The 26,562-nt window shown below is 47.7% G+C and carries 22 protein-coding genes; 13 read left to right on the top strand and 9 right to left on the bottom strand.

What is annotated here, in order from left to right; genetic code table 11:
- Positions 1–11: 11 nt before the first annotated feature.
- The gene (locus KO518_RS19850; RefSeq protein ID WP_252735998.1) at positions 12–1,040 is read right to left on the bottom strand and encodes a sigma 54-interacting transcriptional regulator; all 1,029 of its coding nucleotides are present in this window, start codon (positions 1,038–1,040) and stop codon (positions 12–14) included.
- 412 nt (positions 1,041–1,452) lie between these two features.
- On the opposite strand from KO518_RS19850, the gene KO518_RS06115 reads away from it, so the two are divergent.
- A complete protein-coding gene (locus tag KO518_RS06115; protein WP_216024948.1) occupies positions 1,453–1,854 on the top strand; it encodes a GreA/GreB family elongation factor in 402 nt (133 codons plus the stop codon).
- Between the two features lie 33 nt (positions 1,855–1,887).
- Positions 1,888–3,240 (top strand): NADP-specific glutamate dehydrogenase, encoded by a 1,353-nt coding sequence (gene gdhA / locus KO518_RS06110; RefSeq protein WP_216024947.1) that lies wholly within the window; start codon positions 1,888–1,890, stop codon positions 3,238–3,240.
- 194 nt (positions 3,241–3,434) lie between these two features.
- On the opposite strand, the gene KO518_RS06105 is transcribed toward gdhA, so the two are convergent.
- From KO518_RS06105 to KO518_RS06085, 5 genes are read right to left on the bottom strand one after another with little or no spacing between them, the layout of a single operon-like run.
- Entirely contained in the window at positions 3,435–4,736 is a 1,302-nt protein-coding gene (locus tag KO518_RS06105; RefSeq protein ID WP_216024946.1) for a HAMP domain-containing sensor histidine kinase, read from the bottom strand.
- Positions 4,729–5,409: a response regulator transcription factor gene (locus KO518_RS06100; protein ID WP_216024945.1), complete on the bottom strand. Its 681-nt coding sequence runs from the start codon at positions 5,407–5,409 to the stop codon at positions 4,729–4,731. The genes KO518_RS06105 and KO518_RS06100 overlap by 8 nt, the downstream gene beginning before the upstream one ends.
- Before the next feature lie 8 nt (positions 5,410–5,417).
- Positions 5,418–8,549 (bottom strand): efflux RND transporter permease subunit, encoded by a 3,132-nt coding sequence (locus KO518_RS06095; RefSeq protein ID WP_216024944.1) that lies wholly within the window; start codon positions 8,547–8,549, stop codon positions 5,418–5,420.
- Positions 8,542–9,897 carry an efflux RND transporter periplasmic adaptor subunit gene (locus KO518_RS06090; protein WP_216024943.1) on the bottom strand — a complete coding sequence of 452 codons (1,356 nt, stop codon included), beginning with the start codon at positions 9,895–9,897 and terminating at the stop codon, positions 8,542–8,544. The genes KO518_RS06095 and KO518_RS06090 overlap by 8 nt, the downstream gene beginning before the upstream one ends.
- Positions 9,894–11,297, bottom strand: a complete 1,404-nt coding sequence (locus tag KO518_RS06085) for a TolC family protein (protein ID WP_216024942.1) — start codon at positions 11,295–11,297, stop codon at positions 9,894–9,896. Before KO518_RS06085 ends, KO518_RS06090 begins: the two co-directional genes overlap by 4 nt.
- A 235-nt stretch (positions 11,298–11,532) precedes the next feature.
- On the opposite strand from KO518_RS06085, the gene KO518_RS06080 reads away from it, so the two are divergent.
- Positions 11,533–13,860 (top strand): PAS domain S-box protein, encoded by a 2,328-nt coding sequence (locus KO518_RS06080; protein WP_216024941.1) that lies wholly within the window; start codon positions 11,533–11,535, stop codon positions 13,858–13,860.
- A 109-nt stretch (positions 13,861–13,969) separates the two neighbouring features.
- On the opposite strand, the gene pedF is transcribed toward KO518_RS06080, so the two are convergent.
- The 3 genes from pedF to KO518_RS06065 all read right to left on the bottom strand — a co-directional run bounded on the left by pedF (position 13,970) and on the right by KO518_RS06065 (position 17,506).
- Entirely contained in the window at positions 13,970–14,470 is a 501-nt protein-coding gene (pedF, locus tag KO518_RS06075) for a cytochrome c-550 PedF (protein WP_252735997.1), read from the bottom strand.
- A 203-nt stretch (positions 14,471–14,673) separates the two neighbouring features.
- A complete protein-coding gene (locus tag KO518_RS06070; protein WP_216024940.1) occupies positions 14,674–16,461 on the bottom strand; it encodes a PQQ-dependent methanol/ethanol family dehydrogenase in 1,788 nt (595 codons plus the stop codon).
- Positions 16,462–16,618: 157 nt separating this feature from the next.
- On the bottom strand, positions 16,619–17,506 hold the full coding sequence (locus tag KO518_RS06065; RefSeq protein ID WP_216024939.1) for an ABC transporter substrate-binding protein: 888 nt from the start codon (positions 17,504–17,506) through the stop codon (positions 16,619–16,621).
- A 238-nt stretch (positions 17,507–17,744) separates the two neighbouring features.
- Here KO518_RS06065 and KO518_RS06060 point away from each other — a divergent pair, with 238 nt between their 5' ends.
- From KO518_RS06060 to KO518_RS06015, 10 genes are all read left to right on the top strand, one after another.
- A complete protein-coding gene (locus KO518_RS06060; protein ID WP_252735995.1) occupies positions 17,745–19,043 on the top strand; it encodes a hypothetical protein in 1,299 nt (432 codons plus the stop codon).
- Positions 19,040–20,008, top strand: coding sequence for a PQQ-dependent catabolism-associated beta-propeller protein (locus KO518_RS06055; RefSeq protein WP_216024938.1), 969 nt, complete (start codon positions 19,040–19,042; stop codon positions 20,006–20,008). Before KO518_RS06060 ends, KO518_RS06055 begins: the two co-directional genes overlap by 4 nt.
- Positions 19,999–20,721: an ATP-binding cassette domain-containing protein gene (locus KO518_RS06050; RefSeq protein WP_216024937.1), complete on the top strand. Its 723-nt coding sequence runs from the start codon at positions 19,999–20,001 to the stop codon at positions 20,719–20,721. Before KO518_RS06055 ends, KO518_RS06050 begins: the two co-directional genes overlap by 10 nt.
- Entirely contained in the window at positions 20,721–21,503 is a 783-nt protein-coding gene (locus KO518_RS06045) for an ABC transporter permease (protein ID WP_216024936.1), read from the top strand. The genes KO518_RS06050 and KO518_RS06045 overlap by 1 nt, the downstream gene beginning before the upstream one ends.
- 167 nt (positions 21,504–21,670) lie before the next feature.
- Positions 21,671–21,742, top strand: coding sequence for a pyrroloquinoline quinone precursor peptide PqqA (gene pqqA, locus KO518_RS20200; protein WP_071953288.1), 72 nt, complete (start codon positions 21,671–21,673; stop codon positions 21,740–21,742).
- 73 nt (positions 21,743–21,815) lie between these two features.
- A complete protein-coding gene (gene pqqB / locus KO518_RS06035; protein ID WP_216024935.1) occupies positions 21,816–22,736 on the top strand; it encodes a pyrroloquinoline quinone biosynthesis protein PqqB in 921 nt (306 codons plus the stop codon).
- A gap of 2 nt (positions 22,737–22,738) precedes the next feature.
- Positions 22,739–23,494 (top strand): pyrroloquinoline-quinone synthase PqqC, encoded by a 756-nt coding sequence (pqqC, locus tag KO518_RS06030; protein WP_216024934.1) that lies wholly within the window; start codon positions 22,739–22,741, stop codon positions 23,492–23,494.
- Complete coding sequence (gene pqqD, locus KO518_RS06025; protein ID WP_216024933.1) at positions 23,494–23,811, top strand: pyrroloquinoline quinone biosynthesis peptide chaperone PqqD; 318 nt, start codon at positions 23,494–23,496, stop codon at positions 23,809–23,811. Before pqqC ends, pqqD begins: the two co-directional genes overlap by 1 nt.
- A complete protein-coding gene (gene pqqE / locus KO518_RS06020; RefSeq protein WP_216024932.1) occupies positions 23,798–24,943 on the top strand; it encodes a pyrroloquinoline quinone biosynthesis protein PqqE in 1,146 nt (381 codons plus the stop codon). Before pqqD ends, pqqE begins: the two co-directional genes overlap by 14 nt.
- 12 nt (positions 24,944–24,955) lie before the next feature.
- Positions 24,956–26,515, top strand: coding sequence for an insulinase family protein (locus KO518_RS06015; RefSeq protein ID WP_216024931.1), 1,560 nt, complete (start codon positions 24,956–24,958; stop codon positions 26,513–26,515).
- The last annotated feature ends 47 nt before the right edge of the window (positions 26,516–26,562 follow it).

Genomic DNA, 26,562 nt, shown 5'->3' with positions numbered 1-26,562 from the left:
AGCCGCCCCAATCAGGTTAATTCCTGTGAGATGCGACGTTTTATAACTGTGATCCCCGTCGGTGTTTCCTCCCTGGCATACAATGCAGCACGAGAAACAACATGCTCCAACTCTCTGACATTTCCAGGCCAGTTGTAGCGCGTGAGCTGAAGCAGAGTGTCGTCGGAAAGTATTAATTGTTGTAAGCCAAGACTACGGCGAGTCTTTTCTGCAAAATAACCGGCTAACAAAGTAATATCACTTTGTCTTTCTTTTAACGTAGGTACGTATATAGGAAACACCACCAATCGATGGTAAAGGTCGGCTCGAAAACGTTTGTATTTAACTTCATCTTCTAGTTTCCGGTTGGTCGCGGCAATGACTCTAACATTCACCTTGCGGCTTTTATCTTGCCCCACAACTTGAATTTCTTGGTTCTGAATGGCACGTAACAACGTGCCTTGTATTTCCAGGGGGAGTTCCCCTATTTCATCGAGAAACAAGGTTCCGCCGTCCGCCAGTAAAAACTTACCATCGCGGTCTCGGTTGGCACTGGTAAACGCGCCTTTTACGTGCCCAAACAATTCACTTTCTATCAGGTGCGAAGCAATAGCGGCACAATTCACATAAACGAGGGGTTGGCCGTGTCTTGCGGACTGAAAATGAAGCGCGCGGGCAACTAACTCTTTTCCAACCCCACTTTCGCCCTGGATTAAAATGGTCAATTCAGACGACGCAGCCAAACGAATAACGCGTTTTAACTTTTCCATTGCCTCGCTTTTACCAATCATTTCTCCGTGTTGATGCTGTTCTGAAACTTGTTCGCTCACCGCCTGTAAAACGTGTTGAGTATGCAGGTGTTGTTGATCCAACTTTTCGATATACAAGGCTGTGTGTAGAAAGCGCGCTGACAACTCTCCAAGCGTGTTAATAAAAGCAGCATCCAGGAAATCAAATTCGTGGGGCTCAAGGCTGTCAAGAGTCAACACCCCAAGCAGCGCGTTGCCAAAGTGGAGAGGGATCCCGTATTCACTACGAATTATTCGGCCCCACCAAGCCATTTAACGACGAAAAATACGGTGCTTTTGCTGTGGCAATTGCCCTGAAAGCACGGCCCCAACCAGCAATAAGAATAATATCCTGAGAAAGACACATACAACAAACTTTTATTCTGCAAAAAAGCAAATTTCAGAGCAAAATTCACTGTGAAACCCCTTGTTATTTTCTTGTGAAGTATTAATATCAAAAAGATAATCGAGGGAATCATGTTTAAACATTGCAAACTAAATAAGAGCATATTACTCACCTTACCCAATTAAGCCGGATGCAAATTTGCATTCGGCTACCTTTCTGTTTTTCTTAAAAATATCCGGTTAATCACCAATCGGAATTTCGTAAAAATCACTTTTTATTCCCGCGTCGAAAAAAGGTTTTATCACGCGTAAAAAATCGATTGAAAACAGGAGTGTTCTCATGGCTAGAAAACCCAACATTACTATTTCATACGAAGACCTTAGAGATATTGAAGATCAGCTCAGCAAAATTAAATTGCCGTCTGAAAGATATGACGAGTTAGAAAAAGAACTGATTCGGGCAAAGGTGGTGAATCAAAAAGATCTCGCCCCTGACGTGGTCGCTATTGGTTCTCAGGTCACGTTCAAAATAAGCAAGTTTGACAAGCACTTAACGAAAACGCTTTGCCTTCCATTGGATATGAATAAATACGACGACGGCATTTCTATTTTTGCGCCTATTGGCTCTGCACTATTGGGATTGCGAGCAGGCCAGAAAATACGCTGGAATACCCAAAGTGGTGAGCAGCACATCGATATTCTGGAAGTGAAAAGAAAGGTACGTTATCTCGTCTGTGAATAAACAGATAGTAATTTAAACAAAATAGGTTAATGCATGAATTATTTAAAAAGTACTATTTCTGAACTAAAAGAAAGCAGCCCGGCACAGACTGAATTCTATCAGGCTGTGGAAGAAGTATTGCGCTCTCTTGCTCCGGTACTAGAAGAAAATAACTACTATAAGAAACATGCAATCATTCAGCGAATCGTGGAGCCAGAGCGTCAAATTATGTTTCGGATCCCCTGGTATGATGATGAAGGCAATATCCAGGTAAACAAAGGCTATCGTATCGAATTTAATTCTGCTCTTGGTCCGTACAAAGGAGGGTTGCGTTTTCACCCTTCAGTAAACGCCAGTATCATTAAATTTCTCGGGTTTGAACAAATTTTTAAAAATGCGCTGACAGGACTACCAATAGGGGGTGGTAAAGGCGGAGCAAACTTTGATCCCAAAGGAAAATCAGACGGGGAAATCATGCGCTTCTGTCAGTCTTTTATGAATGAACTTTATCGCCATATAGGGCCAAATACCGATGTACCAGCTGGCGATATTGGCGTAGGTGCCAGGGAAATCGGCTATCTTTTCGGGCAATATAAAAAGCTTACTGGCAGGTATGAGGGCGTATTGACCGGTAAGGGGTTGCTTTGGGGTGGCTCTTTAGTGCGCAAAGAAGCCACAGGTTACGGTACCGTGTACTTTGCCGACCATATGTTAACCGCGCGTGGAGAAAACATGCAGGGTCAACGATGTTTAGTTTCCGGTGCGGGAAATGTGGCTATTTACGCGATGGAAAAACTCTATCAACTCGGTGCTATTCCCATTGCCTGTAGTGACTCTACAGGTACCTTGTATCATCCTCAAGGCGTCGATCTAGTGGCAATAAAACAGCTCAAGGAAATACAAAGAACCAGCTTAAGTGCCTATCTCAATATCCATACAGACGCGCACTTTACGCCAGTTAGTGATTACCCTCTAAACGGTCATGCAATTTGGCAATACCAAGCAGATGCGGCATTCCCCTGCGCAACACAAAATGAAGTTACTACACTGGATGCGCAAACGTTAATAGCCAATGGTTGCAAGCTTGTAAGCGAAGGCGCAAATATGGCCTCGACTCAAGGCGCTGTTGAGTTCTTTTTGGAGGCAGGTATCGCATACGGACCGGGAAAAGCAGCAAATGCAGGCGGCGTGGCTACCAGTCAGTTGGAAATGGCGCAAAACGCCAGCATGCAAAAATGGACCTTTGAGCAGGTTGATCAACAGCTATTGCAGATCACAAAAGACATTTACCAACGAGCAAGTGACACAGCAAAGGAATTTGGCACCCCTGGAAACCTGGTACTCGGCGCGAACATAGCCGCTTTTCGCCGGGTGGCAGATGCAATGATCGAACAGGGCGTGGTGTAATTGTCAAAGCCTCGCTCGAGCGTCAATCAAATGCAATTAATTTCAGCGTTCTCGCTCCCACGGTGAGGAAGGTCCTCCCTCGTAACGTAATATACAACCTCGCGTTAATCGCCGTAAATTAAAAAAAACAAGGTTATTACGCGAGTGCAAATACTTATTTAGTTAAATGCAATCTGTACAAATACTCAGAATTTTTAAGCCTTTAGCGGGGTAAAGGAGCGAATGTGTAAAGTGACAGAATACCCATTTTCAGAAAACGCAGGCTGGTACCCCCAGTTTAGTTTCCGCGAGAGCTTTTCGATGAGTTTAAGTCCAATACCAAACCCTTCTTCCCCATCACGAGTTTTAGTAGCACAGCGGCTGTCTGCCAGAGCGCCGTCTTCACAATTGGTAACGACTAATTGGTCGTTGTGCAATTGAATATCCACTTTGCCTTGATAGGTATGTTGAAAGGCATTGCGAATAATATTGCCAATAACAATCTGCGTTGCAGTTTCCGGCAATATCAGATAACAAGGAGATAAATGAAGAGACAAGGTTACAGACTTGCCTTGTAGAAGATACTTAAGATCAGCAGTCAATCCTTTCACCATATCAGCCACATCCACTTCGGTTTCTGGTAATCCCGCGGTATCTTCTCTGCCCAACCACAACAGCGTTTCCGTTAAATCCGCCATGGTTTTCGACGCATTGTCTATGCGGGACACGGCATTTCGCCCCTTGCTATTCTCTACATCAACCACCCTGCAAAGCAGCTCAATACTGCTTCTTACTACGGCAATGGGGGTTCTGAGTTCATGACTGGCATGGTTCACAAATTCGCGTTCCCGCTCCAGGGTTTGACGCACGCGTTGCAAGCTCATATGAATGATTCCAGCCAGTGCATTGAGTTCTTTATAGCGAAAGTTGGGAATAGGCGCATCCAGTTGCGCTTCATCCAGCCCCGCCGCCCACTGTTGCAGTGATTCGACAGGCCGCGAAACAGACCTGAGCAACAAAAAAAGCGCAACGGCGAAGGCACCTAATGCGGCCACGCCCACTAAAATACTGTGAAGCTGAGGGCCAATTCGAAACGATTTGTTACCGTCTTCCGGTGGCGCTTCAAAGCGTTGTGATACAAACATCTTGCGTCGTTCTTCACCAGGAACCATAACTAAAAAGTTTGCAGAGCGGGGACGCGAGAAAATACTGGGTTTATCAATATCTTTGTATAATTTGTACGGGGCTATTTCTGTCTCGCTGAAACTCTGTTTAATTGTTTCGGGTATGTCGGCGTAGGTCGAAGCAATATGAAAATCCAGTACCTGTGTGGGAGCACCGGGCTCAACGTCTACACTTCTCGCGGCTCGGAGCATGCTATTTCTAAGCATACCATCCATACCATCGAGAAAACTATCTGCTGACTGAATGGAAAAAAGAGTAAAAATAACACCTGCTACAGCCAGCAACGTTAATACCACATACTTGCGCAAACTGAATCGCAATCCTTCAACCATGAACTGACTCCGTAGATAGATAGAAGCCGCTATTGGGCCTCGAGCACAACTGCACGGAGGCGTTGGCTTGTTCCAACGCTTTGCGCAAATGATGAATATGCACTTTGAGTGCATTGCTTTCTGGCGCGTCTTCGCCCCACACCGCGTTAACCAAGGCAGCGCGAGGCACGCACTCTCCTGCGGCGCGAATTAAGTGCTTCAACAACCTGTAGGTTGTAGGGCTGAGCTTGATTACAGCGCCATCGGCTGTGGCCATCTCAGGTTTAACCGTTAGCGTGACATTGCCAAACGTCAACTGGTTAACCTGGCTGGATCGCCGATTCGCCAATGCATTGACTCGTGCGACCAACTCAGCCATGGCGAAGGGTTTAATGAGATAATCGTCGGCCCCTTTTTCAAACCCCACCAGTTTGTCTTCCAGTTTATCCCGAGCGGTAAGCATAATAACAGGTGTATCATCGCCTTCGTTTCTAATATGTTCGCAGACACTCAATCCATTCATTTGCGGCAAGTTAATATCGAGAATAATCACATGGTATGGGTGAGTTTGTTGAAAGTTGAGGGCCGCTATACCATTCGCGGCATGATCACAAACCATCTCTTCCAGTTCGAGATAGTCAAGGATATTCCCCGCTAAACCTAAGTCATCTTCCACCAACAATACCCGGATCATATGTTCTCCTACCCTGCAATTTTCAGCGCGCTTCTTCTCGCCCGCTCACCCAGCCTGGCCATGTCTTCATAAATTAGCAGCAATGCCGGAATTAATAAAAGGGTGATGGCTGTGGCAAATAAAATCCCATACCCCAGTGAGGCAGCGGCCGGAATAAGAAACTGCGCCTGTATTGAGGTTTCCCCCAAAATCGGATACAAACCCACAAAAGTTGTGACTGATGTAAGCAACACCGCCCGCAGCCGGCTGGTACATGCTTCAATTACAGCCTGATCCACTGTCATACCTTCCTGACGCAAAGTGTTAAACCGTGTTACCAACAACAAGCTGTCGTTCACCACCACCCCGCTTAGCGCTAAAATGCCATTGAGAGACAATAAGCTCAGCATCAATCCATTTGACCAGTGACCAATGATAGCTCCCACAATACCAAACGGGATGGCGGTCATGATAATTAACGGTTGAATATAAGATTTAAGCGGTATTGCTAGCAATGCAAAAATAGACAACAAGGCCAATATAAAAACACTTTGCATAGAACTTTGAGTTTCCGCCTGCTGTTCAGCTTCTCCCGCAAAATAGAGAGATAAATCCTGATATTGCTTTTCTAACTGAGGTACAAAACTCTCATTGAGATAGTTAACCAGTTCGGTAGATGTAATCACATCGCTGTCTACCGACGCACTCACCGTTAACGCCCGCAGACCGTCGATTCGCACCACCTGCTTTTGTTGCACATCCTGTATAACCTTTGCCACTGCGCTCAATGGCACTACAGTTCCATCATCTAAACGCACCTGAGTATTCATTACGTCAGACGGATTCATTCTGTCTTCTTCCGGGTAACGCGCCCGGACTTTAACTTCGTTTTTATCGCGCAGATAACGCTGCACTATTTCGCCACCAAACGCTTTTAGCAGTTGTTGTGACAAACTTTGTGTGTCCATCCCCAGAGCCCTGCCCTGAGGTGTGATTTCAAATCGCATCATGGCTTCACCCGGCGTCAACGAGCTTTCAATGGCATACACACCGTCAATGTTTGCCAGAACTTCCTGAAACGCAGTATTTGCTGCATTAAGCGTATCTTCATTGATACTTTTTAGCTCCACTTTAAAACCGTCTACTATTTCCCGACGCGAGCGAATTTTGAGACTCTTTACACCTTCCAGGTTACCTGTGAGGGCATTCCAGCGTGCCGAAAGCTCATCGAGGGAATAGGGCTGAGATTCGTCTAAAGAAATAGTGATGGTTCCGCTTTGATCTCCGCTCGCTGTTACCTGAAGGCTGCTGATCCCTGTCCCTTCTGCACCTTTCTCTTCCATTAACTGCCGGTCTGCTTCCAGGGCGTTTTGTTCTAATAACATTAAATTACGCTCGTTTTGACCAAAGCTCACGTCACTGTAGAGAGACAAGTTTGCAGTCACCGTATCACCCTGCATACTGGGGAAAAAACTCACCCGCACTGCCCCGGTTAATGGCAGACTCATTACTACAATAAATAGGGCAACGAACAGAAGCACCGCCGCGTAGCGGTAGGCTACTGTCACCTTTAAAAAAGGTTGATACACTTTGTAGTTAAACCATTGCAGTCCTGCGTCGGCTTTGCCCTGTACTTTGTTCCACGCTCCCGCGATGCCTTTTTTAGGCGTGGATTTAGTTGGCAAATGTGCTAAGTGAGCAGGCAATATCAGCTTTGATTCCACTACAGATAGCAGCAGGCACAAGGTAACGATTGTGCCGAACTGAGAGTACAAGGTACCCAAACCACCAGAGACATTGGAAAGCGCAAAAAAAGTCGCCACTGTAGTCAATACGCCGAATAAGGTTGGAATAGCAACCTTGTGAGTACCGAGAATGGTATTTTGCAGTGTATCACCATATTGTTTTCGGGTGGAATAAACGCTTTCCCCCACCACAACAGCATCATCCACCACTATTCCCAGCGCCATAATAAAACCGAACGTGGTCATCTCGTTCAGCGTCATATTGGTGTAGGAGTCGGTCATGAAATATAGCGTACCGAAGAAAATAAATGGCAGCCCGGCGGCTACCCAAAAAGCCACGCGTAGGTTCAGAAACAGCGCAAGGGTAACGAACACCAGCGCGATCCCCATGAGTGCGTTATTGGTTAACAGGGTTAACCGCTCTGTTATCAGAGTACTTTTGTCATACCAGGTTTCAATTTCCACGCCTTGAGGCAAAAGACCTTTTTCGTGCCATTCATCGACGACTTCATGGGCTTGTTCCACCATTTTGGTCACATCGCCATATTCATCCATCAGCACTTGAATACCGTAACCATTTTTACCGTTGTAACGAGACAAATTGTAGCTGTCGTCTGCAAACATATCGGTCACTGTCGCCACGTCTCCGACGGTAAGGATCACGCCATTACTACTGGTAACAAGGGGGATTGATGCAAAATCCTTGGCATAATAAGCCTGCTCCGAGGCCTTTAACCGAATCACTTTCTCCTTATTGCGCAAACTGGTGGTCAACGCCGTATTTGATTCCTCATTTACAGCAGCAGCCACATCTGAAAGCGTTAACCCATAAGCCTGCAACTTAGCCTCATCTATTTCAATCGACATCATGGGGTCGATAAAGCTGCCCGCACTGACTTCGCGAATTGCATCGGTGGCTAGTAAATCCCGTTCTAACTGTTCGCCCAAATATTGCAAAGTTGCGTGATCTGTATCACCGTACAATTGAACCCAGATGGCATGCTCCTGCCTTCTCGCTTTATCGATAACCGGGTTTTCCGCGTCTGATGGAAAGTTAGAAATACTGTCCACTTCCGTTTTTATATCGTTAAAAAGAACGTCGAGGTCGTACTCCGTTTCTTTTTCCACCTGAACAGTGGCCCCATTAGCACTGGACGTCGAGGTAATGCGCTTAATACCGGGGATGGCTTCCAGTGCATTTTCTATCTTGATGGCAATACCTTCTTCCGCTTGTTCGGCATCTCCACTTTCGTACGTCATGGAAATGGTGACAAATCTCGGCTCCATGCTTGGAAATGCCTCCTTGCGGATATCGCCCATTGAAACCAGCCCGAGAATGATCAAACTCACCATTAACAGGTTTGCCGCCACGGAATTCTGCGCAAACCATGCAATTATGCCTTTTTTATTAGTCATTCTCTGCCCCTCCCGTTACCCCTTCAATTAACGGCGCAACTGCGGTATTCACCAGATAACTGTTCAGTGGCCGAGCGACTACGAGAGCGCGGTTAGCGTTGTTATAGGGTGTAATAAATGCAAAACCATCCTGCTCAAACAGCACGTCTGGCGTAAATTTCTGTAACAACCCAGTGTCTGGCTCTACCAACCAGACCTCTTGTTTTTGCGATACCGCAGAAGCAGGAATTTTCCACACATTTTCAAGCGCACGCCCTTCGATTTCAGCGCTAACAAAACTGCCGAAAGCGAGCGGCTCTGCCTGTTCCAAAGGCTTATTGACAGTAACCACCGCATTGCGTTGACGGGTACTGGTGTCCTGATGCAGTTCGGCACGACTTACTTCTGCGATCCAATGCTGTTGTGTTGTCGCATCGGTAAGGATGACCGGCCAATCAAGCTGCTCACCAGCTGTGACATCGGGAAGCTGAGACCACTGCGCAGGCGACAGGGCCACGGCAATTTCTGCCGTGTTCAATGAATAAAGCGTTGCCACGACCTCCCCAGTCTGAACATAACTGCCCGGTGATACATCACGGCTAACGATAAGGGCGTCAAAAGGCGCGGTTACTTTGGTAAATGCCAAATCACGCTTAGCCGCTTCCAAGGCTTGCTTCGCTTTTTCCACCTTTGCTTGTGCTGCTTTTAACTGCGGTTGCCGCAAAACCAACGCCGATGCAGGCTCCCCCTTTAAACCGGAACGACGCCATTCATCCTGCGCCTGAACACCTTGCAGACGCTCTTCTTCCAGCGCCACCAGTGCGTCCTCATAATCGGCTCTCGCACTGCTCAACGCCGCTAAATAATCGGTGTCATCAATGATAGCCAGCGTTGTATTTTTACTGACAATTGCACCGGTTTTAAATTCGTCGGCAAGGATCGTTATACGTCCCCCCACCTGAGCCACTAAACTGAGTGAGTCGACTGGTTGCACCTCCCCATAGCCTTTTACTGACGCCTTATAGCTTGCGGTTTGTACTGCATACACACCCACTTTCGCCAGGTTGCTACCGACACCTGTTGATGGACTCTGTAGTGGTGGTTTTGCGGCTAAGTCACCACGGCGCTCGCCATTTGTAGTCTTGCCTGCGGATCGTAATGCCAAAGATCCGTCTTCACCGCCTTCTTCCCCACCCGGCACTTTCCCTCGAGAACTGGCGTTTTCGGCACTATTGGTCGACGCGCTTTTCTCACCGGCCCCCGGTGGTGTACCCGGGTGCCCGCCACCGGTGTTCATCGCGGTATACACAATAGCCAGCACAATGCAGGCTGCAGCCAACAAGGTAACGATTATTTTTTTGTTTTTCATTGTGACACTCCAAGACCCAAAGCAAGGCCTAAGTCGATACGGTTTTGTAATTGTGATGATCGCAACTGAACTTGTTGCGCTTGCAAGTCAAAGTGGGTGTTGTATACAGATAGCAAGTCAAGAATATCGGCGAGCCCCTGGCGATAATTGCCCGAAGTACTCGTTACACTGCGCTGAGCATTCTCAATTGCATCAGTAGTGAATTGAATTCGCGCCGTTAACGCACGCTCATTGTCGATGGCATCCTGTGTTTCCTGAACGGCATTTAGCAGCGTTTCTTTGTATTGCCACCAGGCGTTCAATGCACTCAGCTCTGCACTCTCTATTTGCGCGCGCAACTGCCCTCCTTGAAACAGTGGCGCCGTTATTTGCCCAAGTACACTCCACAACGGATTTGCAAATAGCGCTTGAGAAGCCGAACTTGCGCTGTCTGTGAGCGCCGCGGATAAGTTAATACTTGGGAGTAAGGCTTTATATGCCACGTCCACCTCGTATTCTGAGGCCTTTATATTGAAGTAGGCGGCTTGTAAATCGGGACGGCGGGCCAGATCCTGTTCGGGCAGTGCAGTAAGGGGAAGCAATACATCCGGATAAGACTGGTTGGCAGTTAATTCTGTTAACGACTGCTCTTGACGACCGAGCAGCACCGCCAAGGTGCGTTTTGCCGCGGCCACTGCGTACTCGTATTGTGCTATGGTTGCCCGTGTGTTTGCACTGCTGGTGCGAGCAGAGTCAAGATCGTCCAACCCACCCAGCCCAGTGCGGTAGCGGGTTAGGATGATAGCTTCCTGGTTCTCTAAGACCTGCAAGCGTTCACGCTCGATAGAAAGCAGATTCTGCTGTGTGATGATCTCGACGTAGCTGCGAATAACACTGGCGATTAAGCTGTCTTTGGCAGCCTGATAACTCGCTCTTGCACTAGCGGCGTCTAAATTCGCTGCCGTTACGCCATCGGCTATTTTTTGCCACAAGTCCAGCTCCCAGCTAACCGATAACGCACTGGAAAAGCTACTACCAGTTTGCTCATCTCTACCACCATTAAAGCTGGCATCCAAATTCATAGCCCCCTGAGACTCAGCGCTGTCGATGGACACTTGTGCCTGACGCAGGGTAATAAGGGTTTGTTGCAGGCTTGGATTGCTATTTAGTGCCTCATTTATGTATGAGGACAGGTGTTCAACCGCAGTGACATCAATAAGATCAGTAAGCTGACTGGCTGCTAAAGCGCCACCAGCCGGTACATTCTGACCTGAATACTCACTGACAAGCGGCTGCCAAACCACCTGTTTACCCGTTATATCTGTGGCTGATTCACTCAGTGTTTTATCATCCACACTTGCACATGCGCTTAGAAGCAAGCTTGCCGCTACCGCGCACGCGATTTGTTTCGCATTACTCATTTACCTGTTCCCGTGCTGCTCTGTCTGGAGCTAAGGGCAATAATGAAAATCGCCCTCTGAGAAGGGATTATTTCAAAGGCAAGGTTAAGCGAGGGTTAAAGTACGAAAATCAACGCAATTTTCTTTTCACTTGTTATTTCTTTTCTCTATACTGTTACACCGTCAACGTGCGCGAATAGAATCCGTTCTCCGAATGTTGCCTCTGCTGCCAATAACACGAATAAAGGCCTGAAGAATGTCTGATGCGCAGTCTTTACTGAACTCTCTTAATACCCTCGTTTGTAAAGCCAGTAACGAGGGATACTTTACCTACCTAAATGATTATTGGGTGGACAGTTTAGGCTGGGAGTTAGCCTACCTGTGCGGCAAGCCTTTCATCTCCCATGTACACCCTGATGATGTAGAGGCAACCAAAGAGGTATTAATTGGATTAGTTAACCAAAAAAACAATGTTGAAGGATTCAGAAACCGGTACAAGAAGAAAGACGGTAGCTATATTTGGTTGGAGTGGTTCGCCAGGGCTAATTCCGACACGGAAATTGTTGCTTCCGCAGTTATCATTACTGAAAAAGTCGCATTGGAAGAGGCTGACAAAAAACAAAAAGCCTTGTTACAACAAGCAGAGATCCTCGCGTCCCTGGGGCACTGGAGCGTGGATGTTGCAAACCAAAAAGTATTTTGGTCAGATGAAATATACCGCATTCATGGCGTCATAAAAGGGGAGTATACCCCAACGCTGCAATCGGCTATCGATTTCTATCATCCCGACGACATAGCCACGCTTGAGCAATGTATGAACGATGCCATGACAAATGGCGCAGGATGGGAAGTAAAACTGCGAATTGTCCGTCCTTCCGGTGAAGTTCGCCACGTTCAAAGTAAAGCCTTAATACAACGTGACAAGACCGGTGGTGTGGCATCGATATTTGGTACGTTTCAGGATATCACTGCGAGAAAAGCAGCTGAGACCGAGAAAGAGGAGCTAATTACCGAACTGGCCAAATCTAACGAGATGGCAAACGCCATTCTCGATGCGTCCAAACACTTGCTTATCACCACTGACACCTCCGGCATTGTCACCCAGTTTAACGCAGCCTCTGAGATAATGCTGGGATACAATGCTGATGAAATTGTCGGAAAAAAAACCCCTGCGCTTTGGCACGATCAAGAAGAGACCCGTCGTCGCGCAGCCGCTATCGCTGAAGAATTCAAAGAAGAACCAAAATCTAACTTCGAGGTTTTTACTAAAAAAGCCTATACATATGGAACCGATACCGATGAATGGACCCTTATCCGAAAAGACGGTTCCCGGTTTCCTGTCAGTCTTACCGTCACTTGTATTAGAGATGCTAAGGGCAAAGTGACCGGGTACCTCGGCGTGATTGAAGATATTACCGAACGGCTGGAAAAATCCCGCGAACTGGAAGCCGCAAAACAAAAAGCAGAAGTAGCAAACGTAGCAAAGAGCCGCTTTCTGGCATCCATGAGCCATGAAATCCGAACCCCAATGAATGGTATTCTAGGCACGCTGCAATTACTTGATGACGAAATAACCCGGCCCTCAGACAGAAAGCTCTTAAGCAATGCGTTAACCTCTTCTTACCACCTGCTCACCATTGTCAATGACATCCTCGATTTTTCAAAAATTGAGGCAGAAATGTTGTCCCTTGAAAGCATCGCATTTTCTGTTCGTCAGTTATTAAACGAAGTAGCTTCAAACTTCATTCCCAAGACGAAATCGAAAGGCGTAGTATTTAAAAATACCCTTGAAAAAGGCCTTCACGACGTGTGGTTAGGCGACCCGGTACGTATCAAACAAATTATTACAAACCTCATTTCCAATGCCGTTAAGTTTACTGACAACGGCAGCGTGACAGTCGCCCTTTCGACTCAGCAGCACAACAACAGTACGTCGCTAGTTATCGGCGTCATCGATACCGGTATAGGCATGAATCAAAATGTTATCGACGGTCTGTTTGAACGCTTTACCCAAGCAGATAGCTCCACCACGCGAAAGTACGGCGGAACGGGCCTTGGCATGACCATCACTAAAAGCCTGGTAGATCTTATGAATGGCACTTTATCGGTACACAGCGAACTAGGCAAAGGCACCACATTTACCGTTGCACTGCCGTTGGAAAAAGGTGAACGCGCGGAGCAATTAAAAGATCAAACCGCCCCAGCCCCGGATTTAGCCGGTAAGAAGATTTTAGTCGCAGAAGACAACAACATTAACCAAACCATCGTACAAGCAATGCTGTCTAAAACAAACGCTGAGATCTGCCTGGCAGAAAATGGCTTAGTTGCCATCGATAAATATGGCACGTTCAAGCCTGATGTTATTCTGATGGATATACAAATGCCCGAATTAGACGGCCTTGAGGCCTGTAAGATCATTCGCAAAAGCGATACCGACACGCCCATTATTGCGCTCACAGCAAATGTAATGCTGGAAGATATTCGGACCTACCTCGACAATGGCTTTGATGAACACCTGGCAAAGCCCATTGAAGTTACCAAGCTGTATCACAAGTTGCAGTATCACCTGTTAGAAGCGAAGTGAATGTAGCGGAACGCTCAGAAAGCCATGAATTTTACTCAGTCTTTTTACCCCCGAAACTAACACACCGGGCTACATCGCGTTGCCCGGCGATATACAAACCACATCTGCGTCAGTCGGCTTCTATTTCACCTTCTTCAATAGCAACAATCCGACGAGCTTCCACATAGGTTTTAATGGCCCACAGCGTTTCCTGATCTAAAATAGGCTCAGACTGCCCTTCAGGAATACCGCCTAATGCTGGCATTCCTTTGGCTGAGCCAAAACGAAGACGTTCCACAAACCATTCATCATCTTCAAAACTATCGGGGTTAAGCTCTCTCAAATCAGGGTTAATGCCTCCTGATTGGGCATGTAACCCATGACAACCCGCACAGTTGTTTGCATAAGCTGATTCGCCAAACTTTATTACTTCCGTTTTGGTATCGTCATCCAACCCTCGGTAAGGGTTTTCAAACACCCAGCCATCTTCGGCTTCATCACCATCTGTAATAGGAGGCATAGCTGAGCTGTCTGCCCCTTGAGGAATCACGTTTCCGTGGGCACTAGCATTACAAGAAACACCAGCCACCACGAGTGCAGCGAACAACAGAGATAATTTTGTTTTCATCATTAATACATCCTAAAAGACTATGTATTAAGTATACGGACGGGTAATTGGGCGGTAACTCTACTTTGGTTTTGAAAGGCTCCTCCTTTGGAAGGAGGCCTCGTAAGTCAATAGGGATCTGGTACACAAGGTATGTTTGGAGAAAAAAGTGCCGGCGAACAATGCCGCCGGCCTGGGTAAGTTTACTGGTATTCTTGCCCTTTGCGTTAGTGTTTAGCCATTTGCTGATAGCGTTTTGGCAGTTTAAATGTCCAGACTGTACCGCCTTGATTGAAGTGTTTTACCCGCTTAGCCACTTCTCCACCCCACAATGGTACGGCGCCACCCCAGCCAGATAAAACCGATATGTATTGCTCACCGTCCATCTCCCAGGTAACTGGTGAGCCAACAATGCCCGAGCCAGTTTGGAATTTGTAAACCATTTCACCGGTTTTATCGTCAAACGCCATCAAATAACCTTCCGGGTTTCCGGTCCAGACCAGGCCTCCTCCAGTGGTCAGTACGCCCCCCCACAAGGGAGAAAAGTTATTGTAACGCCACACGGTTTCGCCCGTCCGAGGGTTAATGGCTTTAAGCACACCGATAAAATCTTCATTGACCGATTTAATGGTAAAACCCGCACCTAAATAAGCCGCACCTTTTTTATACGCTGTAGGTTCGTTCCATATATCCATTTCCCATTCATTAGACGGCACATAGAACAACCCCGTATCTTGAGAATACGCCATAGGCATCCAGTTTTTCCCCCCTAGAAAGGCGGGGCGTGCAACAACCTGCTCGCCTTTTTTGCCATCATTTGAACTCGCCGGGCTACCTGGGCGATTGCTATCGACATAAATTGGACGGCCATTTTCATCTAAACCTTCCGCCCAATTAAGCTTGTCAACAAACGGGAAGCCGCGAATGAAATCACCATTTTCACGATTCAGCACGTAGAAGAAGCCATTTCTGTCCGCCGTTGCCGCCGCTTTTACTGTTTTACCGTTTTCCTGATAATCAAAGGAAATCAGCTCGTTTACCCCGTCGAAGTCCCAGCCATCGTGAGGCGTCGTCTGAAAGTGCCAAACGATTTTTCCAGTGTCCGGATCAATGGCAAGTCGCGAAGAAGAGAAGTAGTTGTCACCAGGGCGCAGGTGTGAGTTCCAGGGAGCAGGGTTACCAGTGCCAAAAAACAGCAATCCGGTATCGGAATCATATGTGCCACCCAGCCAGGTTGCAGCACCACCGGTTTTCCACAAATCGGCTGGCCAGGTTTTACCCGGTGCGCCACCTGAGATACCGTTTTCTGTTTTCTTACCGTCTTTCCAAATATACCCCATGTGGCCTTCAACGGTAGGGCGAACCCACAGTTGCTTACCTGATTTGGCATCATAAGCATACACTTTCCCCACAATGCCGAACTCACCACCTGAGATCCCCGTTATCACTTTTCCGTTTACAACAATGGGGGCCGCTGTAATAGCATATCCGGCGCGATAGTCTTCCACTTTTTTCTTCCATACGGTTTTCCCCGTATCTTTATCCAGCGCGACCAATTTCGCATCGAGGGTACCAAAGATCACCAAGTTGTCGTAAAGCGCCACGCCGCGGTTTATTACATCGCAACAGGGCATAATTCCGTCAGGCAAACGCGCTTCGTATTGCCACAACTCTTCCCCTGTTCTGGCGTCAATTGCCCATACACGAGAATATGATCCGGTGACATACATCACTCCATCTTTCACCATGGGCTGAGACTCTTGACCACGCTGCTTCTCACCACCTAATGAAAATGCCCACACGGGACGAACTTCTTCTACCGTGTCCCGATTTATCGCAGTGAGCGGACTGTATCGCTGAGCCTTTAACCCCATACCATAAGTAACAACGTCGTCCGTTGTCGCTTGGTCATTTTGAATATCTTTGTCAGTAACAACAGCATGGACAGGCGTAAGTACACTTGCACAAATCAGCATCGACAAGGCAAGTTTTTTAATTGGCATATTATTATTCATCGCGGTTCCTAGTTGCATGTAGGCCATAAACGGTCTGTTTTCAGACTATTCGTTAGGGTTAGCATAGCCACAGAGAAAGTCGGTGCCTATGCAACAGCGGTGTGATTTGACTCCTCCTTTGGGAGGAGGAATGAAGGGGAATATTCCCCTTCGTTAATTATTGGGCGCTGTAGTACGGCGGTTTTTCATAGGTGGTGTTGTAGTTGTCAAAAATTTTCGCCATTTCACCTTCCTCCACCAAACGGGTAATAACGTCACCTATTTCATACCCTAGAGCACGGAAATTAGTATGAATAGCCAACCCTATATCCCATTTTTGTTTTCCGATAAGGGGAAAGGCATTGCTTGCGAGCTGGAATTTATTTCCATCCACAAACTGGCTAAGGTAGGACATTTGCGAACGCAGCCCCATCACCGCTTCAACCTTGCCCGCTTCCAGCGCTTCAATGGCCTTGCCATTAGACGCGTAGTGCGAAGTGTTGTTTCGCAACCGCCCACCAAACGCCGAGATCAAGTAAAAGTGAGGAATGCTGTCTATCTCTGCGCCTATAGTGTGATATTGAAACATCCCCATAGTTTCCACTTCCGGTAACGTTTCAGTGTTGTGAAGAATTTGCCAGCTTTCACGGTGATAAGGCGCGAACATATGTACCAGTTCATTTACTAGTAACCCTACGTCGTCCCTTTTTTGTGAAAAGGAAGGGTCATAGGGAGCACGCATCATAACGTCGGCTTTTATCCGGTGAATAATATGGCCTTTCCAAAGATAGTTTCTAAAGTCGTCTTCTGCAGTTTCTCCTGGCGTCATCCAGATAAGGGCCAGTTTCACATTCAGTGACTTTGCAATGGCATTGGCGATATCGACATCAATTCCCCTGGGGACTCCATTGTCCACAAACGAAAAAGGGGCGTAATCGTTGTAAACCGCAATTCGGATCGCGCCGCTGTCTTTAATATCATCCAGCGACCGCGCAACCCCATTGCTCACCACCAAAAACAGACACATTACACCCATAAAGCGTCGATACAATTTCACTATTTGCACAATACAGGCACCTATCCCAACAACGTTTCAAGCATAGTAAGGGGTTAGTGTGATTTTACTAATGCTACTTTAGCGCCATAGCTTTCCTCCTTTAGGAGGATGTTATTCGGGAAAAATGCCATATACCCTTTATCCATCAATGTGCGACGCCTTCTTTTCAAGGCGTACTCACAGTTTACATACCCCGTACTGACGGCACTAACCCGAGCGGGACTAAGGAGCAGGCTGCAGGTGGTTTATGGCAATGTGTGTGAGTAAAACGAGCAACACATGGCGAGTAAGTGCGACACTTACATCAATGGTCATGGTGGTGCTGCTTTTCATTTCAGCGAATGTGAATGCATGTAGCTCGGGTGGCCTCAATATCAATAGTGACACCCGTGTCCAACCAGCCGATAAAACGGCGCAAACCATTGTTCCCGTAACCTACATTCGCTTAGAAGAACCCGTATCTGCCGGAACACCTGATTACCTAAAGCCACCTTCAGACAACGGCTATGCCGGAGCGATAGTGGCGGTAAAAGATGCCAATATCACCGGTAAATTCCTTGGCTACCAGTTTGAGGTATCAGAAATCAAAGCTAACACCTTACGCGAGCTAGGGAATGTGTTGGAAGACCAACACAAGCGACATAGTGCCAATCAGGCAAACAACACAGCACCGGTTATTTTACTGGATGTAAAGAGTAGCCAGCTTCTCGCTGTTGTTGACCTAATTCAAAATAGCCTGCCTGCCGCGATATTCTTCAACGTGGCTAACAGCGATGATGAATTGAGGCTTACAACCTGCCAGTTGCCCTTGATTCACACTGCGGTCAGCTATCAAATGAAAGCCGATGCACTGGCCCAGTGGTTTCGCAGCAAACGCATGCAACATGTTCTTGCCATCTACGGCAAAACCCCTGACGACCAAGCATATCTCACCGCTTTTACGCGCAGCGCTAGAAAATTCAAACTAACTATTGTGGAATCCAAGCTGTGGCAGGACAGTTTCGATTTACGCAGGGCCGCCTTTTCAGAGATCCCCCAGTTCACCAGAACCAGTAAGAGATACGAGGCCGTTTTTACTGCCGACAGTGCCGCCCAGTTCGCATATAGTTTGCCATTTAACACATATTTACAGGTACCAGTGGTCGGCGCCGCAGGCCTTAAGGCCCTTGGCTGGCACTTTACCCATGAACAGTGGGGCGCACGACAGCTTCAAAACCGTTTTTACCACAGCGTCAACCGGCATATGAATGAGGTGGATTACGCTTCCTATGTGGCGGTGACCTCAGTGGCAAGTGCTGCTCAGCACGGCAGTCAGCTCAACCACGACGCGCTGTGGGACACCTTACTTAGTGACAACTTCTCTCTTGCCGCATACAAAGGCCGGTCACTTTCCATTCGCAGAAGCACACACCAACTGCGCCAACCCGTTACTCTGGCGCACGAAGATGCATTGGTTACCCATGCGCCACTCCCTGGGTTTCTTCATCAATCCAATGAACTGGATACATTGGGCACCATTAACGCCACTTGTAAGGAGGTGTTATGACATCTCGCAATTTATTACTGCTGTTGACGAGTTTGATTTCAAGCTTCGCCGCCGCCCTGCCACAAGCCTACGTGACTAACGAAAAAGACAATACTCTATCTGTTATTGATATGAACACATTTGAAGTCGTCGATACTATAGACGTTGGAGAAAGGCCAAGGGGGTTTATTTTAAGCACCGATCAAACCCGCGGCTATATTTGCGCCTCAGATTCCGATCGCATTCAAATCATAGATTTATCCACCCACTCCATTGTGGGCGACTTACCCTCTGGTGCAGATCCGGAAACCATTGCCCTACACCCAAATGGCACCACAATTTATACCGCCAACGAAGACGACGCACTGTTGACCGTTATCGACATTCCGAGTGCTCAGGTAATATCACAGATTGACGTTGGCGTGGAGCCAGAAGGGCTGGCGGTAAGTCACGATGGCAGCATGATGGTTGTGACCTCTGAAACCACGAATATGGTGCATTGGATTGATACCAAAAGCCATGACAATATTGCCAACAGTCTGGTGGATGCCCGTCCCCGGGATGCTCACTTCACAAAGGACGATAAGTTTTTGTGGGTGAGCTCAGAAATTGGCGGTACGGTAACCATCTTCAATACGCAGACAAAGCAGAAGGTAAAAACCCTTTCTTTTGCGATTAAGGGCGTGTATCGGGATAAAATTCAACCTGTCGGAATCGTACTTATGAAGTCAAAGCCCTACGCCTTCGTTGCACTCGGGCCGGCAAACCGCATTGCGGTAATTAATACCGACACCTACGAGGTTGAGGATTATATTCTGGTTGGTCGCCGGGTCTGGCAACTCGCGTTTAATGAAGATCAATCTTTGCTGCTTACCACAAATGGCGTGAGCGGTGACGTATCGGTTATTAATACCCACAGCTTTGATGTCCAACACACCATTAAAGTGGGCCGTTACCCTTGGGGAGTGGCAGTTAAGTGGAAGTAGTCGTTCGTGAGGTTTCTCATCACTATGGCGCTAATTGTGCGCTGAATTGTGTGGATCTCGCCCTGAAACCAGGTGTAACCATGCTACTCGGATCAAACGGCGCGGGTAAAAGTACCTTGTTTTCTCTGCTAACGGGGCTGCAAAAGCTAACCCGTGGCTCCATTGCCTTTAATGGTAGCTATCTGTCCACAGCGCGCAGCAAAATCATGGCTACGATGGGGGTTGTGTTTCAACAAAGTACGTTGGACATGGACTTAACCGTAAAACAAAATTTGTCTTATTTTGCTGCCCTTCATGGCATAGCCCCGCACAACGCGCTATCTCATATCAACGGTCTGCTTGAACAACTCGACCTCACTGCAAAATTAAACACCAAGATTCGCAATTTAAACGGCGGCCACAGACGGCGCGTTGAACTGGCGCGCTGCCTGATCCACAAACCCAAGTTGTTATTACTCGACGAGCCCACCGTAGGCTTAGACATCGCTTCGCGCCAGTTAATATCGGAGGTGGTGCAAACGCTGGCTCATTCCCAAGGCGTCACTGTCCTTTGGGCTACACACTTATTTGAAGAAGTGAAACCGCAAAACGCCCTGATTGTGTTATCCAAAGGACACGTTGTTGCCCAAGGGCAATGCAGCGCACTGTTAAAACAGTACCAACAACGCGATATTGAGCACCTTTGGCAACGCGTCATGCAGGAGGCCCGTTAATGTACTGGCGCTGCTTTACAGGTGTACTCAGTCGCGAAATACTGAAGTTCTGGCAACAGCGTACACGGCTGCTCAGTGCTCTTATTCGCCCGCTATTGTGGCTGTTCGTGTTTGCGGCTGGTTTTCGTTCAACACTTGGGTTATCGATGACTGAGCCCTACGAAAGTTACATTTTGTATGAAGAATATATTGTGCCCGGTCTTGCCGCCATGATTGTGCTGTTCAACAGCATGCAAAGTTCCTTGTCTATGGTATATGACAGAGAAATGGGAAGCATGAAGGTGTTGCTGCTGAGCCCTGTCTCCCGGCCTTTTTTGATGGGCAGTAAACTCATTGCAAACACCATGGTTTCAGCCATTCAAGTATACATTTTTTTCGCATTTTCGCTTCTGGTAGACGTGCGCCTGCCCTTGCTTGGTTACCTGTATGCACTTCCTGTGATAGCCCTGCTCTCTTTGTTTCTCGGTTCTCTTGGCTTATTGCTTGCGAACTATATCAAGCAATTGGAGAACTTCGCCGGTGTCATGAACTTTGTGATCTTTCCGCTTTTTTTCTTATCAAGCGCCCTCTATCCGCTGTGGAAAATGCGAGAAGCAAACGAGTGGCTGTATCAGCTTTGCGCCTTCAACCCCTTTAGCAGTGGGGTAGAATTATTGCGTTTCGCCCTCTATGAAAAACTCGCCACCGTTCCCCTCATTGTTATTGTTAGCCTCACAGTTGCTACCTTTGCATTGGCGGTAAGAAGCTTTCGCCCCAAGGCATCTAAAGGGCACTTTGGATAAGCGCCATTCATTTGAGCCCGGGTTTACACTACTGCGCCGTAAAATAGAACTGAAAGGGCAAAATTCATCAATATTCATGACACTTCTCCTCCCTTAGGAGGATATCTGTTAGCACATAATCAACCTATACTCAGTATTGAGAATAACCAGAGAGAAGAGGAACAATTATGTGGACTAAACCCCAATACACAGAAATGCGCCTTGGTTTTGAAGTAACACTTTACATCAACAACCGCTAGGCCCTGACCTTTGAAATGATGGATAAAAAAGGCTGCTTGCGCAGCCTTTTTTTACTTGTAGTTTGGAGTTCCTATGCACGTACTCATACTTGGCGCTGCCGCGGGAGGCGGGTTTCCTCAATGGAATTGTCACTGCCCTAATTGCAAGGGGTTGAGAGAAGGTAAAATTAACGCACAAGCCAGAACACAATCGAGCATCGCCGTCAGTAGTGATGGCGAAAACTGGGTACTCATTAATGCCTCCCCCGATTTGCGGGAGCAAATTAACAGCCGCCCACAGCTCTGGCCTGACGCCTCTATTTCCCGTGGCACGCGCATCGCCTCTATCGTACTCACCGACAGTCAAATAGACCACACAACAGGGCTTCTGACTCTACGGGAGGGTTTGCCCCTTCCGGTTTATTGCACCGACGTTGTACAGGAGGATTTAACCACCAGCTTTCCCCTGTTTACTGTATTGAAACACTGGCATGGTGGTCTAGTGCAACACACTATAGATATCGACTTTCACCAACCCTTTGTGCCCGAAGGTGCCCAGGGTCTGACCTTTCAACCCGTTGTACTGGAATCAAATGCACCGCCGTATTCTAGCTATCGCGACAACATTGTTCCGGGTAATAACATTGGGCTGAAAATTACCGATGATCAGACAGGAAATGTGCTGTTCTACGCGCCGGGTTGTATGCAAGCGAATAAAACGGTGAGGCAAGTAATGGGCGAAGCACATTGTGTGTTGTTCGACGGTACGCTGTGGGCAAACGAAGAAATGATTGATCACGGCTTTAGCACCAAGCTTGGAACCGACATGGGGCATATGCCTGTCAATGGCGAAAACGGCGCGATTGCCCTGTTAAATGAATTCAATGTCGAACGCAAGGTGCTGATACATATCAATAATACTAACCGTGTACTTGACGAAGGGTCACAGCCTTATCACAGTTTGCGTGAGCAGGGCATCGAATTGGCCTACGACGGCATGGAACTGGAGGTATAGCAATGACAAACACGCCGTGGACAAAGCAGGAATTCGAACAGAAACTGCGAGAAAAAGGCGCTTATTATCACATTCATCACCCTTTTCACCAGCGAATGAATCAGGGTTTGTGCGGCGTTGAAGAGATCCGGGGGTGGGTGGCGAATCGCTTGTATTACCAAATGGCTATTCCAGTTAAAGACGCCGCTATATTGGCAAACTGTGAAGATCAAGAAGTGCGCAGAGCCTGGATCCAGCGCGTTATCGACCACGATGGCAGGGAGGGAGAAACTGGCGTTGGCGGAATAGAAGCGTGGCTCCGTCTAGGTGAAGCTGTTGGCTTACAACGCAGTGAATTGCTTGATGAAACCCATTTGCTTCCCGCTGTAAAATTCGCGGTGAATGCCTATGTTAACTTTGCCCGCCGCGCCACATGGCAGGAGGCGGCATGTTCATCGCTTACTGAGATGTTTGCCCCCGAAATACATCAGAGTCGATTGGATACATGGCCAACCCATTACACTTGGATCGACAACGAAGGTTTTACCTACTTTCAAATGCGTCTTAGCCAGGCTCGAAGAGATGTGGAACACGGGCTCCAAATTACTTTAGATCACTTTACCACTCGCTCTCAACAAGAACTCGCGTTAAATATTCTGCAATTTAAAATCGATGTGTTGTGGAGCATTGCTGATGCAATATGCTTTGCGTATGAATATGGAAGAAAGCCGTTTGACGGCATTGCCGACCAACGCATTTGCCACAAAGGGAGGTTTTAATGACCACATCATCAGTCTGCGACGCAGCCCCCCGTCACAATCCCCAACAAACAGCGGCAAAACTCAACCCCCTTTTTCGCATGCAATACGAAAAGGCCCAGGGCTGCTATGTTCTGCTCTTTCCAGAGGGCATGATTAAACTCAATCCATCGGCAGCGGAAATCCTCAAAAGGGTCGATGGCAGTAAAACAGAAACTACCATTTGTCAGGAACTTCGCGCTGCGTTTCCCGATGCACCAGATGACTTGGAAGACGACGTGCGCGCATTTCTCATTCACGCGGAAGAAAAGAAATGGATACGCTATGGCGACCAATGAAACCCCAAACGGCATAACGCCACCCTTGTGGTTACTTGCCGAGATTACCTATCAGTGCCCCCTGCATTGTCCGTACTGCTCTAACCCTGTGAATATGGAAGAAACCCACAACGAACTCTCTACTGAGCACTGGGAACGGGTATTGAAACAAGCTCGTGACATGGGAGCAGTGCAACTGGGTTTCTCAGGCGGTGAGCCCTTGTTGAGGCCGGATCTTGAACACCTCGTAAGCTATGCCCGTGAGCTTGGGTTCTATACCAATTTGATCACATCTGGCATTGGGATGACAGAAAAGCGTATTGCCAGACTAAAAGAAGCCGGTCTGGATCATATTCAACTGAGCTTCCAAGCCGCGAATGCCGAAGTTAACGACCTCATAGGCAACAAGCGGCACTCGTTTGAACAAAAATTGAAAATTGCAAAGTTGGTCAAGCAGTACGCGTACCCCATGGTGCTGAACTTTTGCATCACGGCCCAGAATATTCACGAAATTGAAGAGGTGATGGCACTAAGTGAACAACTCAATGCCGATTTCGTTGAATTGGCTACAGTACAATATTACGGATGGGCTTACGAAAACCGAGAGCATTTACTGCCTACCTCTGCACAATTGCAAGACGCCGAAGCCAAAGTCAACCGCTATAGAGCGCATCAAGCAGGCGAGGGGCCAACGTTTATATTTGTGACTCCCGACTACTATGAAACCCGTCCTAAAGCCTGTATGAACGGCTGGGGAACTACGTTTTTAACCATTACTCCAGATGGCAGCGCCCTCCCTTGCCACAGTGCCAAGATACTGCCCCTCACTTTTCCCAATATAAAAAACCGTTCGCTACAGGATATATGGTACAACGACTTCAGTTTTAACCATTTTCGCGGTGATAGCTGGATGCCCTTGCCCTGTAAAACCTGTGACGAAAAAGAAAAGGACTTTGGCGGGTGCCGCTGCCAGGCCTATTTGCTAACCGGGGATATGTATAAAACTGACCCCGTGTGCAGTAAATCTCCGGATCACCATGTAATGAAAAGTATTACAGATAAAGCAGGCGATAAGCCGACCAAGGCCCTTCAGTACAGAAAAGTAGAACGGGCAATTCCCGTTAAGCTGATTCCTGACACGACAAAGGCTTAGTGGTTGGGCGTCATGTGCGATATTCACTTTGTCGATACCCAGGCTCCTCCCACAAGCCACACAGTTGTGTTAGCTGTTAAAACGCCGACACTACAACACTCTGGAATATCTCACCTTGCTGAACACATGAGCTTTCGCCGTTCAGCTCACTACCCTGCAGCCCATGAGCTTTTCGCGACGAACGCATTGTTACCTGTTTCGATAAATGCCACCACCCTGGAGGAACGCACTTTTTTCTTTGCCACCTCCGAGCACCAGAGCTTGCTGCTCAATTCCTTGCACTACTTGTACAGTGGCATGCTCAATCATCATTATTCACAACAAGAGGTAGCTTGCGAGCGCGACGGGGTCATTTTTAACGAACTGGCAATGCTCGAAGCAAACAGCGACTATGCGTTAAACGCGGGTATTCGATTGGGCGACACCAGCACTCAAGCCTATCAGCATGCAGGAGGCTTTACCCAAACCATCGGTAATATTCACTATAACGCGCTCATCGCCTATAAACAAAAATGGTACCAGCCGGAGAATATCACCATTTTTGTTTATTCCGAATCAAGGCCGCTATTTGAAAAGTGTAAGCAGATTGTCGCCGACCTGAACGGTGAAGCGGCCAGAGCGTCTATTGCCACAGAAACGCAGTCCCCGCTCGGCTCAGATAGCAAGCCTCAATCTGAGCAGGCACGGCGTGATGAAATGTCACCTGTCAGGCACGTATTTAGCTGGTGGTTTCCGTCGTGCTTTGCACACGGCTTAAAAATGCGTGAAAACGCACTCCAATCGCAAACTGCCAGTGATGATGTTGTTTTTATCGACCCGGAGGTAAACCGCCATGGGAACGTGGCAATTCGCTTTGTTACTTTCGAAAATGCCCCCCAAAAACAAGCCAAGATAAAACAGCGTATTACAGCACGCCTTGCCGAACTGGACATCACACCGGCCAATATGACAAATAACTTCGATAAACTCCCGCCTTGTGTGCACCGCGCCATCCGTTACTTTCAAACAAGCACTTTGCCATTGCGAGCAGATCAGGACGCAAAAGCACTGTATTTAGCTCGTTGCAACGAGGTTTACCATTCGTTGGCTGGTTCCTTATATCCAAGGGACAACTCACTAATTGCCAGCTTCCAAAACCGTCAGAAGCTAGCAAGATCGAGCCCGCTTGATTTTCCTCCTTCCGAGGAAAAAATAGCACAGTTGGGGTTGTTGTCATCTCATCGCAATATGGTAAGCCTCGACCATTTACCCTTGCTGCCGCGGTTATTACAGCCGCTTGCCAATGAGACGTCTGAGCTGACGCTATTTCGCGCATCAGCGGTAAATCTTCACCCACGTCTGAACCCGGCTTACGGGGCTGCCCACTGGGTATGGCGAGTTCCGCTTTGCCAACAGTCGGGTCTTGCGGCTGCTTTGGCCAGCAGTAGGTTCTGGCAACCGCGCACAACTGGCGAGTGCTATGCGCTGGGCGCGGCTTCTTTTGAAAAAAATATCTACCTGTTCGGCGCAAACGACATAAATACACCACTGCGTGAAACGTGGTGTGAAGCTATTTTGCGCAATGCTTTCTAGCAGTGTCGGGAAAAATCACTGCTACCAATTTACGAGATTTCCTCACA

This window comes from Aestuariibacter sp. A3R04, from assembly GCF_018860805.1.
Lineage (GTDB): Bacteria > Pseudomonadota > Gammaproteobacteria > Enterobacterales > Alteromonadaceae > Alteromonas.
This window is presented reverse-complemented; position numbering and strand designations above follow the sequence as displayed.

Bases quoted from the DNA above. Each gene is read 5' to 3' on its own strand.
- pqqC (WP_216024934.1), top strand. From the start codon at position 22,739: ATGACAAACACGCCGTGGACAAAGCAGGAATTCGAACAGAAACTGCGA.
- KO518_RS06100 (WP_216024945.1), bottom strand. From the start codon at position 5,409: ATGATCCGGGTATTGTTGGTGGAAGATGACTTAGGTTTAGCGGGGAAT.
- KO518_RS19850 (WP_252735998.1), bottom strand. From the start codon at position 1,040: ATGGCTTGGTGGGGCCGAATAATTCGTAGTGAATACGGGATCCCTCTC.
- pqqB (WP_216024935.1), top strand. From the start codon at position 21,816: ATGCACGTACTCATACTTGGCGCTGCCGCGGGAGGCGGGTTTCCTCAA.
- KO518_RS06045 (WP_216024936.1), top strand. From the start codon at position 20,721: ATGTACTGGCGCTGCTTTACAGGTGTACTCAGTCGCGAAATACTGAAG.
- KO518_RS06080 (WP_216024941.1), top strand. From the start codon at position 11,533: ATGTCTGATGCGCAGTCTTTACTGAACTCTCTTAATACCCTCGTTTGT.
- KO518_RS06055 (WP_216024938.1), top strand. From the start codon at position 19,040: ATGACATCTCGCAATTTATTACTGCTGTTGACGAGTTTGATTTCAAGC.
- KO518_RS06090 (WP_216024943.1), bottom strand. From the start codon at position 9,897: ATGAAAAACAAAAAAATAATCGTTACCTTGTTGGCTGCAGCCTGCATT.
- pqqD (WP_216024933.1), top strand. From the start codon at position 23,494: ATGACCACATCATCAGTCTGCGACGCAGCCCCCCGTCACAATCCCCAA.
- KO518_RS06105 (WP_216024946.1), bottom strand. From the start codon at position 4,736: ATGGTTGAAGGATTGCGATTCAGTTTGCGCAAGTATGTGGTATTAACG.
- KO518_RS06095 (WP_216024944.1), bottom strand. From the start codon at position 8,549: ATGACTAATAAAAAAGGCATAATTGCATGGTTTGCGCAGAATTCCGTG.
- pedF (WP_252735997.1), bottom strand. From the start codon at position 14,470: ATGATGAAAACAAAATTATCTCTGTTGTTCGCTGCACTCGTGGTGGCT.
- KO518_RS06070 (WP_216024940.1), bottom strand. From the start codon at position 16,461: ATGAATAATAATATGCCAATTAAAAAACTTGCCTTGTCGATGCTGATT.
- KO518_RS06115 (WP_216024948.1), top strand. From the start codon at position 1,453: ATGGCTAGAAAACCCAACATTACTATTTCATACGAAGACCTTAGAGAT.
- gdhA (WP_216024947.1), top strand. From the start codon at position 1,888: ATGAATTATTTAAAAAGTACTATTTCTGAACTAAAAGAAAGCAGCCCG.
- KO518_RS06060 (WP_252735995.1), top strand. From the start codon at position 17,745: ATGGCAATGTGTGTGAGTAAAACGAGCAACACATGGCGAGTAAGTGCG.
- pqqE (WP_216024932.1), top strand. From the start codon at position 23,798: ATGGCGACCAATGAAACCCCAAACGGCATAACGCCACCCTTGTGGTTA.
- KO518_RS06085 (WP_216024942.1), bottom strand. From the start codon at position 11,297: ATGAGTAATGCGAAACAAATCGCGTGCGCGGTAGCGGCAAGCTTGCTT.
- KO518_RS06015 (WP_216024931.1), top strand. From the start codon at position 24,956: ATGTGCGATATTCACTTTGTCGATACCCAGGCTCCTCCCACAAGCCAC.